Raw genomic sequence first — 11,082 nt, forward strand, 5'->3', positions numbered from 1 at the left:
CTGCTGGAGCCTGTCCGGGCAGAGCGCTAATCGGTGCGCAGTGGGTCCTCTGCTCCTCGCGAGGTGAGGACGTTTTCCTGGCGCGGGAGTCGTGCGCGCTGCTGGCTTCGGTCTTGTGGAACGAGTCCATGACCGCTTCCAGCGGACTCTACCCGAGAGTTCTTCGGTCGACCGCCTAGGCCACCGACTGTGAGCATGGGATCGCCTAAACGACCGTTTAGGCATATGAGGATCTATTGCCTAAACAGTTGTAAGGTCTTAAGCTGCCCACTGCACGAGGCGGTGCTCAGCCGTCGACATCCCGGAGGGTTTTGATGCAGGACGAGTGGAACGCGCACTTCATTGCGGGGCGCTGGGAGCAGCCCACGGGTGAATCGTGGATCGTGGTGGAGAACCCGGCCACTGGCCAGGAGGTCGGGAGCGTCCCGGTGGGGACCAGGCAAGACGTGGATCGTGCGGTGACAGCGGCACGAGATGCCCTGGACCGGTGGTCGGCCACCAGCGTCGAGTGTCGTGCCCAGCTGCTGGACCGGGTGGCCGAGCTGCTCGAGCAGCGACAGGAGCAGATCGCGCAGATCGTCATGGCTGAGCTCGGTGCGCCGATCCGGTTGGCGCGCGCTTTGCACGCGGCCTTGCCGGTGCGGGACGTTCAAGAAACCGCTCGGGTGCTACGCGGGATGACATTCGAGGCCGAGGTTGGCAATTCTCGCGTGTTTTCGGTGCCGGCTGGCGTGGTGGGGGCGATCACGCCCTGGAACTACCCGGTGCACCAGGTCGCGACCAAGATCATTCCTGCCATCGCTGCCGGCTGCACGGTTGTCCTCAAGCTCAGCGAGCTCGCACCGCTAAGTGGCCTGTTGTTTGCGCGCACCATCCAGGACGCTGGGCTGCCGGATGGCGTTCTCAACGTCGTCAACGGTGATGGCGCGGTGGGACAGGCAATAGTTGAACACCCCGGAATCGACATGGTTTCCTTCACTGGTTCCGAGGACACAGGGCGTGCTGTTGCGCAGCGCGCTGCGGCGAGTTTCAAGCGCGTGGCCTTGGAGCTTGGTGGGAAGTCGGCGAACATTATCCTCGATGACGCTGACCTCGCCGCTGCGGTCAAAGTCGGTGTTGCCAACTGCTTCCTGAACTCGGGGCAGAGCTGTAACGCACTGACCCGCATGCTCGTGCCGATCGACGCGTTGGACGATGCCGAGCAAATCGCCTCGGCGGCGGCCGCGAAGTACGTGCCCGGTGATCCGGCTGATGCGAAAACCCGGATCGGCCCGGTGATCAGCGCGGTGCAGCGCGACAAGGTTGTGAGGGCTGTCGAGCTCGGTCTTGCTGAAGGAGCGAAGCTACTTACGGGCGGTGTTGAGCCACCCAGCGGTGCGCTCACTGGCCACTACGTGCGGCCAACCGTCTTCAGCCGAGTAAGCCAAGATGCCAGCCTTGCGCAGGAGGAAATCTTCGGTCCTGTGCTATCGATCATCGGCTACGAAGACGAACTCGACGCCATCGATATCGCGAACAACTCTCGCTTCGGGCTCGGAGGTGCGGTCTGGTCGGCCAGCGCCGATCGGGCATCGCGAGTTGCTCGGCGGATTCGGACCGGGCAGGTCGACATCAACGGCGGCGCGTTCAACCCGGCGGCGCCCTTCGGCGGCACCAAGAACTCCGGATACGGCCGCGAACTCGGTTCTGCGGGGATCAGCGAGTTCCTTGATCACCAGTCGCTGCAGTTCTAGGCATGTAGGAGGTGGGCTGACCATGGAGTCGAAACCGGTGATCCCTGGCCGCGATACGTTGTTGGTGGCCGAAGGCCGGGCCACTGCGGCTGCTATCCGCGCTGAAAAGCCCGATGGACCTTGGTCGCGCGAGGATCTCCTGACGGTCTTCGATCAGCTCAAGCCCACCGGCTACCTGGGGTCGACGATTGATCGCCAACATGGTGGAAGTGGCCTCGCGCTCGGGCAGTTCGCATCCCTGCTGGAAGGTCTGGCGACCGAGGTGCCGTTCTTGTCCAACCACAGCGTCCAACGCTTCATCGTTGGCGCAGGCAGCCCCGAAGTCAGGGAGCTGGTGCTACCTGGACTGCTCGATGGCACCCGGATCGGTTCGGTGGCCATCACGGAGCCGCACGGTGGCAGCAGCATCAGAGAGATGCGCACCACCGTAGTTCCCGATGGTGCGGAGCTCGTGCTTAACGGAAGTAAGGACTGGGTGACGCATGCGATGACAGCCGACACCGCGGCGGTCCTCTGCAGTGACGAGCAGGAGAATCCGGTTCGCGTCATCGTTGATCTCTATGCACCGGGCGTGACTCGGATTCCGTTGCACGCGCATGGATTGCGGCACCTCACGTTCGGCTCGTTGCAGTTCGACGACGTGCGGATTCAGCGATGGCGAGTCCTGGAGGAAGACGGTGTGGCGGGGGCCAAGGCCGGACTGGGCATCGCCAGGACGCTGGTCGCTGTGCAGGCGGTGGCGCTCGGATTCCGTGCCCTCGTCGACGCGACCGAGCATCTTGCCACCCGGACGGTACGCGGTTCGCGAGTGATCGACCTGGACCTGACTTCGGGTCGCGTCGGCGCTCTGGCCGCGGAGTTGCAGGGCGCGCGGTTGCTGGCGTACCACGCGATTGAGGCGGTTGAAGCCGGACAGGAGGCTGCCGCTGCGATGGCGAGCGGCGCCAAGGCCCATGCCTGCGCCGTCGCCGTCCGTGCCTGCTCGGAGCTGGTGTCCACCTGCGCCGGCCATGGGCTTGACCGGACCTCCAGGCTGGGCGATTACCGCGATGACGCGGAAATGCTCGGCACCGCGGACGGAACTGGCTTGGTCAATCACATTATCTGGGGTTCTTACCTCAAGAAGCACCTTGGTGAGTGCTTCTAGCGCAGTGCTGTCCCCCGCGTAGCGGGTAGCCAAACTGCACAACTAAAGGAGAAACAATGGCGTCGCTCTGGATTGTTGTCCTCATGGTGGTGATCTACATCGTCGCGATCGCGGCGGTGAGCGTGATCGCCCGCAAGACCGGCCGCACTTCGGAGGGCTTTGTCCGAGGTGGACGGACCTTTCCTGCGGCTGTGATCGGGTTGTTCCTGGCATCCGAGGTGATCGGTACCTCGGCGAGCATCGGCACCGCGCAAGGCGCGTTCAAGAACGGCATCTCGGCGGCCTGGAACATCGTGGCTCTGGGCATCGGTTTCATCGTTTTCGCGTTTCTGTTGGCCAAGAAGTTCAAAAGACTCGATGAAGTGACGATTTCCGGCGCGTTGGAGCGGGCATACGGAGCAGGCGTTCGTCGCGCCGCATCGATCACGATGATCGCCTCGCTGCTCCTGGTGGCCACCGCCGCTTATGCAAGCGGAGGAGCCATGATCTCCAGCCTACTCGGGGTGAGCTCAGACTGGGCGGTGGTGATCGTCGGGGTACTGGCGAGCGTCTACGTCGCAGTAGGCGGTATGCAGTCGGTGATCTACACGAATCTGATCAACATCGCGGTGAAGGTCGTTGGAATTGTGATCGTGGCGGTCGCCGCGTATATCGCGGCTGGTGGCTACCACGGACTGCAGGTATCGCTGCCGCCCAAGATGTTGGACTGGGATGGAGTGGGCTGGGCCCAGATCGGTGCTTGGCTGATCGCCGGCGGCGGTGCCATGTTCGCGACCCAGTACGTCGTGCAGTCCATGACGACGGTCACCAACGAACGGCAGGCTCGCGCTGCCGGCCTGTACACGAGCTTGATCCTCATCCCGTACGGCATCCTCGCCGCACTCATCGGAGTGTGTGCAGCCGTGGTTCATCCGGCGGTCCCCAGCCTGCAGGCTCTGCCGTCGATGGTCGTCGACCTCAACCCGGTGCTTGCCGGGATCGCGGTTACCGGGCTCATCGCGTCGGTGTTCGGACTGATCTCCGCGCTGACAATCGGGTCGGCGACCCTGCTGTTCAAGGACTTCTACCAGCCGTATTTCAACAAGCAGGGCGATGACCGCAAGTCCGTGCGCTTCGTGCGGCTCGCGACCATCGGATGTGGACTCATTCCGGTGCTGTTGGCGCTGTTCGCTTCGGACGTGCTGGGCGTGACGTTCCTCGCCAAGGCGTTGCGCGCCATGCTGGCAGTGTTCGTCGTCCTCATGTTCTTCCGGCCGTCCTTCGGTTCGAGGCAGGGTGCCCTTTCGGCGATCTGGATCTCCACAGCAGCTGCCATCGCCTGGTACGTCGCTGGCGACCCGTTCGGTATTGACAACGCCTACATCGCGATTGTCACGCCACTTCTGGTCATGGGGATCACCCACCTCATTGGCCGAGGTGACAAGCCGTCCCTGCCGACCAGGAACGCCGTGCGCGACAACGCCGTCACGCCAGCGAACACGAACTAGTGCGAATTGCGACCGCATCACGCACGTAATCTAACGAGGAGCTGACTGTGACCAATCTGGTGACCACCGACATCAACGATGCTGGTGTTGCTCTGGTGACCCTCAACCGACCCGAGCGGCTGAACACGATGACGGCTGAGCTGCTCGACGCAGCGCAGAACACCTTCGCAGCGTTGGCGGACAACGCCGCGGTCAAAGTCGTGATTCTGACCGGCGCCGGTCGTGCATTTTGCGCGGGCGGTGATCTGTCGAAGGGCCCAGGTGGTGCGGTCACAGGAGACCTGCGCGGCGAGGCAGCCGCAGCGCAGCTGCGGAAGTACATGGAAACCTCGATGATCCTGCACACGATGCCGGCTGTGACGATCGCCGCGATCAATGGCGCATGCGCCGGGGCCGGTCTCTCATGGGCGTGCGCCGCCGACCTCCGGGTCGCAGCGGAGGGAGCGCGTTTCAACGTCGCGTTCCGCGATGCTGGGCTGTCCGGAGATTTCGGGGGGACCTGGACCTTGCCACGTCTCATCGGATTCGGCCGAGCGCGAGAGAAGTACCTTCTGCCGAAGCCGTTCGACGCCGATGAGGCGCTCCGGATCGGTATGGTGTCGGAGGTCTGCCCCGCTGACAAGCTGCTCGACCGAACTTTTGAGATCGCGCATGAACTGGTCGAATCCGCCCCGATCGCACTTCGTTTGATCAAGCAGAACCTGGTGGAAAGTGAACACGCGAGCTTTGATCAAGCGCTTGACACGGAGTCGATCAGGCATTCCCGGTGCGCTGAGACCGTTGACGCTGCGGAAGCGGCGGCGGCGTTCGTGGCGAAGCGCCAACCGGTGTTCGTGGGTGAATGATCATCAGTCCAACGAAGAAAAGGTTCGGAGACAATGATGTCCAACCCTTCCGCTGTGGCTCGTCCGTTCGACGGGCTCCGGGTGCTGGATCTGTCGTGCAGCATCGCCGGCCAGTTCGCAGCGCGACTTCTGGCCGACCACGGGGCTGCGGTGAGACACCTGCGGCAGCAGGCAGTCGATCCAGGATCGGCAGTGTTCGTCCACCTCAACCACAACAAGATCATCGACGTGCTGCCGGTGGGCGGATTGGTGGAAGCGCTCCGTCGGTACGGTACGGGTGTTGACGTGATCGTCGTGTCTGGTTCTGCCGAGGCCGCGTTGGCTCGCGGCGTGGCACCCTATGCCTTGATCGCCACAGCACCGGACTTCGCGGACGAGGGCCCATACCGGAATTGGACCGGCTCCGAACTCATCCACCAGGCGTTGTCAGGCTCGATGTACTACAACGGACACGCCGGCCAACCGCCGTTGTACGGAGTGGGAGATCGCGCGTCGTACGCGGCTGGTCTCTTTCTCTACCTGAGCCTGGTCGTTCGAATGCGGAACAGGCAGCCGGATACGGATGGCGAGATCGTGCAGGTCGCTGTGCACGAAGCGGCTGCAGCCATGGAACAGAACTTCTCGGCGCAGTGGTCATACAGCAAAACGATCGCCCAGCGTGGCGAACTGAACCGTCCCAAGGCAAGGATTCGTTGCGCTGACGGCTGGATGATGGTCTTCGCCATGGAAGGTCGCCTGCGGGAACTGCTCACCGCAGTGGGCGCGGAAGATCTCGCAGACGAACCGCCTTTCACCTCCTGGCAGGAGTTCATGGGTGACCTGCACAACGCGTTCGAACGGGTGGCCGAACGGGCCAAGGAAAAAGGCGCGGAGGACCTGCTCGAAGCGGCTGTGCGGTACCGACTGGTGATGTCACCGGTGCGTACACCTGGCGAGCTCCGCGATGACTCGCAGTTGCTCGCTCGGGACTTCTGGAGAGAAGCTGAAGTCGAGGGCCGCAACCAACTGGTCCTAGGGCCGATGTGGCGACCGCTCGACTACACGCCGGGGCCCGCGAACCGTGCAAGCGAAGTTGCGTTCCGTTGGGTGGGTGGGAAAACCGCGACCGATGAGGCATCGGACAGGCCGCTGGCAGGTCTGCGCGTCATCGACTTCACAACTGCCTGGTCCGGACCGCTGGCCACACGGATCCTCGCGATGCTTGGAGCTGAGGTCATCAAGGTCGAGAGCGCCGAGCGTCTGGATGCTTGGCGCGGCCCCGCACAGGGGAGCACCGCACAATCGGTCTTCTATCCAGACGGGCGCCCTGGGGAACAGCCTTACAACCGCCACGCCTGGTTCAACGCGCAGAACCTCGAGAAGAAGTCAGTGGCGTTGAACCTCAAAGACCCTGCGGGACTGGCCGCGGCCCGGGAACTGTGCCGTGACGGTGACGTCGTGCTGACGAACTTCACGCCCGGAACCATGCAGCGGCTCGGACTGGGTTTCGACGAGCTCCGTGCATGCAATCCGACTATCACCATGGTCGAGATGTCCGGATTCGGCGCGGACGGGCCACTGCGAGAGCATCGTGCCTTTGGCCAGACCATGGAGGCCATGGCGGGTATTACCGCAGTCATCGGGTACGACGCTTCTGAGCCACTGGGCTCCGGTTCAGCCTACGTCGATCCGATGGGTGGGCTTGCCGGCGCCGCTGCTGCGCTGACTGCACTCTGCCACCAGGAACGCACTGGGGCCGCCCAGTACGTCGAGGTAGCCCAGCGGGAAGCAGCCATGCACTGGATTGGGGAGATCATCCTTTCAGCGATCGCCACAGGTACCGATCCGTACCCGCTCGGCAACGCCCGATCAGGCGTGGTCCCGCACGGAGCTTTCCGTTGCCGGGGACAAGACGAATGGATCGCGATCGCCGTTCACACGAGCGCCCAGTGGTCGGCATTGTGCAGCGAGCTTGGCTGGTCGGACTGGGCGGGCGATCCCGCCTTGACCAACCTACCTGGGCGCCTCGCACGGTCAAGCGAAATCGAGGAGCGACTGATTGCGGCCGCCGCCCAGCACCACAAGGCTGAGCTCGCGAAACGGCTCCAGCGAGCTGGAGTGCCCGCCGCTCCGGTGCTAAGCGGCCAGGACCTCTTCAACGATCCTCAGCTGCGTCACCGGGGGTGGTTCACGCCGCTGGACCACCCGGCCGTCGGCGTTCGTGAGTACGCCGGTCTCCCTGTGGAAATTGAGCGCCGCCTCGTCCGTCCGACAAGTGCAGCACCGTTGCTCGGACAGCACACGGGGTGTCTTTAGGCGAGAGGACCACGCGTACCGCTCAGAGCTACGCCTGGGGAGGGGCGAGTTCATACCAACGAACGGGACGCCAGCAACAGCGTGTGAGCTGGGTTTTGTGCAGGCGACGGGGTCGAGGGTCTGACACCAGGTCAGCGAACCTCCATGGCCTATGATCGTGGGGAAGCGGTTACTCCGGCTCGCCAGCATGGCATTGCCCTGGCGCTGTTAGGCGAGGTCAGGATCGGGCGAGCATGGCTTATCATGGTCGGTGAACGGTTCCAGGCCACGGTGTGTGGTGTCGCCACGGCTTCACTGTGCGTGGGGCTCCGCGGGGAAGGGCGAAGTCGTGAGGCGAAGTGGGCGTGTGACGATCCGGTCCGTTGCCGACGCGGCGGGGGTGTCCATCGCGACGGTGTCACGGGTGATGTCGGGCCAGAGCGTGCGCTCGGAACTGGCCGACCGGGTGCGCAGCGCTGCGGAGGACCTCGGCTATCAACCCAACCCTTCCGCGCAGGGATTGGTGTCAGGGCTCAACCGCACGGTTGGCGTGGTGGTACCGGACCTGGCCAACCCGTACTTCAATGGCGTGCTCAAGGCGTTGAACGTCGACGCAGCGCGAGCGGGATTCCGGACCTTGGTCGCCGACTCCGACAACGATGAGAACGAGGAACTGGAGATCAGCCGCAACCTGCTTCGGTACGTTGACGGCCTCGTCCTGGTCTCGCCGCGGATGCCCAGCGAATCGCTGCATGTGCTCGCGAAGGAGTCGACCAACGTTGTGCTGGTCAACCGGGTCGCAGTCGGTTTGGGCTTGCCTACCGTGGCCGTGGATGCGTTCGGTGCGATGCTCGAGCTGTGCGGACATCTAGCTCGACTCGGGCACAAGAAGCTCGCCTACCTGGAGGGGCCGGCGGCGGCATGGCAGAGCGTTGAGCGACGTCGCGCGGTCGAGCACGCTGCGGCATTCGGGCTTGACGTCGCTTTCGTCCCCGCGGGTCCCTCGATTCAACACGGCCATGATGCTGTTGATGAAGCGCTGACGCACAAGCCCACCGCCTTGGTCGCGTTCAACGACCTGGTTGCGCTCGGAGCGCTGTCCCGGCTGCGGGAACTCAACCTGCGCGTACCCGAGGACATTTCCCTGACCGGCACCGATGACATCGCCTTTGCTCGGTTCTCAACCCCGTCCCTTACTACCACTGCTGCTCCTCAACGGCGCCTCGGCGAAGGGGCGTGGGGCCTGATCAGTGCGGTCATGGCCGGCGAGAGCGCCGAGGAGAGCCCGCTGCTCAAGGCGGAAATGGTCGTTCGTGATTCGACGGGACCAGCTGCTCGCTGATCGCGTGCCGCACGTCGGCATTGGTCTTTAACTGCCACCTCCTCCGTCGCTGCTGGTCAGCACGCCCTGCTGCCTGTATTAAACGTTTGCGCGGCGATGCGCGCCCTGGACCTGGTTCTTCTGGTCTGGTAGAAAGCGTTTACAGGATGCTTTTGGGAGGTGGCTGTGAAGAGGCTGCAGGGCAAGGTGTGCGTTGTGACCGGAGCAGGTTCCGGTATTGGCGAAGCGATCGCCCGACTGTTCGCCGCAGAGGGTGCAACGCTGGTCGTGCTGTCGTTGGAGCAGGACGAAGTTGACCGTGTGGACAGTGAGCTGGAAGTAGCGAACGTCCCGTATTTGACCTTTGTCGGCGACGTGGCTGAGGAAAGCGTCTGGAAGCGTGTCGTCGACAGGACTCGCGAAGTCTTCGGCCAGATCGACGTGCTTGTCAACAACGCGGGGTACGGAATTCGCGGCACGGTGCTGGACACCGACCCACCAACCTGGCGAGGCATCTTCGACACCAACGTGACAGGCGTTTACCTCGGGTGCCGGGCGGTGTTGCCCAGCATGATCGAGGCTGGGCGCGGATCCATCGTGAACATCGCGTCGGTCGCAGGGGAGATCGGTATGGCGCAGCGAGCGGCCTACTGCGCGACCAAAGCTGCGGTCACCGGTTTGACGCGGGCGATCGCAATCGACCACGCCGAGCAGGGCGTGAGGGCCAATGCTGTCGCGCCCGGCACCACTGACTCGCCGTACTTCCACAAGATTGCTCCCGACGTGACAGACCTGGATGAGTTCCGCGCGCGCTTGGCCGCACGGCAGCCGTTGGGAAGGCTCGGAACGCCGGAGGAGATCGCTGCGGCGACGTTGTTCCTGGCTGGTGATGAGTCTTCGTTCGCGACCGGATCGGTTGTGACGGTCGACGGCGGCATGAGCGTTTGGTGAGCTCGCGAACACGAGATTGGACACAATATGAAGGTCGTAGAGCAGAACCTCTCCGCGCACAACGAGCTGGCGATGATGGTCCGCGACTTTGCTGAGAAGGAAATCCGGCCCGTAGCTGAGGAGCTGGATGACACTGAGCGGTTCCCGGACGAGATCTATCGGCAGATGGGCGAGCTGGGACTTTTCGGCGTCACGATCCCTGAACAGGACGGGGGATCCGGTGGTACGGCGCAGAACTACGTCAGCGTGATGGAAGAGCTGTCCTACGGGTACGCCAGTGTCGCCGATCAGTGCGGACTTGTGGAACTGGTCGGTTCACTGCTGAGTGTGTTCGGCACACCAGAGCAGAAGGCGGGGTACCTGCCCGGGCTGCTCGCTGGCTCGCGACGTTGCTCCTACGCCTTGACTGAACCGGACGCCGGCTCCGACCTGGGCGGGCTGAAAACCAACGCTCGACGTGATGGCCAGGACTGGATCCTCCACGGCGAGAAGGTGTTCATCCACAACGCACCAGTCGCCGACTTCGCCATGGTCTTGGCTGTGACGGACAAGGAAAAGGGCAAACGCGGCGGCATTTCGATGTTCCTGGTCGACACCGACCTCCCGGGCGTGCAACGCGCGTACAAGGAACGAAAGATGGGGCAACGAGCCTCGCCAGTCGGTGGGTTCATCTTCTCCGATGTGCGGCTTCCGAAGGAAGCACTGCTCGGCGACGAAGGCGCCGGGTTCTCCGCTGTGCTGCGCGTGCTGGAAAAGGGGCGCTTGGGAATCGGCGCCTTGGCCAACGGCATCTCTCGCGCCGCCATTGACACCGCGACCGAGCACGCTCAAACACGAACGCAGTTCGGAAAGCCGATCGGCCAGTTCCAAGCGGTCGGCTTCTCACTGGCTGACATGCTCACTGACTACGAGGCTGCACGACTGCTGCTGCGCAACGGCGCAGAGCTGCTCGACGCGGGACGGGACGCCGGCCCGGCCTGTTCGATGGCCAAGCTGTTCGCGTCCGAAGCCTCGATCCGCACCACTTCACGTGCTGTGCAGGTCCTCGGAGGAGGCGGGTTCATCAAGGGAGTGGAAGCTGAGCGGTTGTACCGGGACGCGCGCATCACGACGATCTACGAGGGAACCAGCGAGGTCCAGCGCCTCATCGTCAGCCGTTCGATGCTGCGGCACTCACGCTGATTCCCGGAAGTTGCTGTTGAAGGAAGCCCCAATGAATGTTGTTGTGTTGGTTAAGCAGGTGCCCGACACGTATTCCGAACGGAAGCTGTCTGCTGCGGATCACACGTTGGACCGCGAGTCGGCGGATGCCGTGTTGGATGAG

At 63.6% G+C, this 11,082-nt stretch carries 8 protein-coding genes and 1 pseudogene; all 9 read left to right on the plus strand.

Annotated elements, in window-relative coordinates; translation table 11 throughout:
* Window positions 1-314 precede the first annotated feature (314 nt).
* Window positions 315-1,733, plus strand: a complete 1,419-nt coding sequence (locus AB0J78_RS32830; RefSeq protein ID WP_363795868.1) for an aldehyde dehydrogenase family protein — start codon at window positions 315-317, stop codon at window positions 1,731-1,733.
* A gap of 22 nt (window positions 1,734-1,755) precedes the next feature.
* Window positions 1,756-2,880 (plus strand): acyl-CoA dehydrogenase, encoded by a 1,125-nt coding sequence (locus AB0J78_RS32835; RefSeq protein WP_363795869.1) that lies wholly within the window; start codon window positions 1,756-1,758, stop codon window positions 2,878-2,880.
* A gap of 56 nt (window positions 2,881-2,936) precedes the next feature.
* Window positions 2,937-4,367 (plus strand): sodium:solute symporter family protein, encoded by a 1,431-nt coding sequence (locus tag AB0J78_RS32840; RefSeq protein ID WP_363795871.1) that lies wholly within the window; start codon window positions 2,937-2,939, stop codon window positions 4,365-4,367.
* Between the two features lie 47 nt (window positions 4,368-4,414).
* Complete coding sequence (locus tag AB0J78_RS32845; protein WP_363795873.1) at window positions 4,415-5,212, plus strand: enoyl-CoA hydratase-related protein; 798 nt, start codon at window positions 4,415-4,417, stop codon at window positions 5,210-5,212.
* Between the two features lie 54 nt (window positions 5,213-5,266).
* Window positions 5,267-7,507 carry a CoA transferase gene (locus AB0J78_RS32850; protein WP_363795875.1) on the plus strand — a complete coding sequence of 747 codons (2,241 nt, stop codon included), beginning with the start codon at window positions 5,267-5,269 and terminating at the stop codon, window positions 7,505-7,507.
* 346 nt (window positions 7,508-7,853) lie between these two features.
* Window positions 7,854-8,828, plus strand: a complete 975-nt coding sequence (locus tag AB0J78_RS32855; RefSeq protein WP_363795877.1) for a LacI family DNA-binding transcriptional regulator — start codon at window positions 7,854-7,856, stop codon at window positions 8,826-8,828.
* 165 nt (window positions 8,829-8,993) lie between these two features.
* Entirely contained in the window at window positions 8,994-9,758 is a 765-nt protein-coding gene (locus AB0J78_RS32860) for a glucose 1-dehydrogenase (protein ID WP_363795879.1), read from the plus strand.
* Window positions 9,759-9,785: 27 nt separating this feature from the next.
* A complete protein-coding gene (locus tag AB0J78_RS32865) occupies window positions 9,786-10,940 on the plus strand; it encodes an acyl-CoA dehydrogenase family protein (protein ID WP_363795881.1) in 1,155 nt (384 codons plus the stop codon).
* Between the two features lie 31 nt (window positions 10,941-10,971).
* Window positions 10,972-11,082 (plus strand): annotated as a pseudogene (locus tag AB0J78_RS32870) (electron transfer flavoprotein subunit beta); the annotation flags it as partial.

This window comes from Saccharopolyspora sp. NPDC049426 (assembly GCF_040676935.1).
Lineage (GTDB): Bacteria > Actinomycetota > Actinomycetes > Mycobacteriales > Pseudonocardiaceae > Saccharopolyspora.

Excerpts from the sequence above, each read along its gene's own strand:
- AB0J78_RS32830 (WP_363795868.1), top strand. The coding sequence starts at position 315 with ATGCAGGACGAGTGGAACGCGCACTTCATTGCGGGGCGCTGGGAGCAG.
- AB0J78_RS32835 (WP_363795869.1), top strand. The coding sequence starts at position 1,756 with ATGGAGTCGAAACCGGTGATCCCTGGCCGCGATACGTTGTTGGTGGCC.
- AB0J78_RS32840 (WP_363795871.1), top strand. The coding sequence starts at position 2,937 with ATGGCGTCGCTCTGGATTGTTGTCCTCATGGTGGTGATCTACATCGTC.
- AB0J78_RS32865 (WP_363795881.1), top strand. The coding sequence starts at position 9,786 with ATGAAGGTCGTAGAGCAGAACCTCTCCGCGCACAACGAGCTGGCGATG.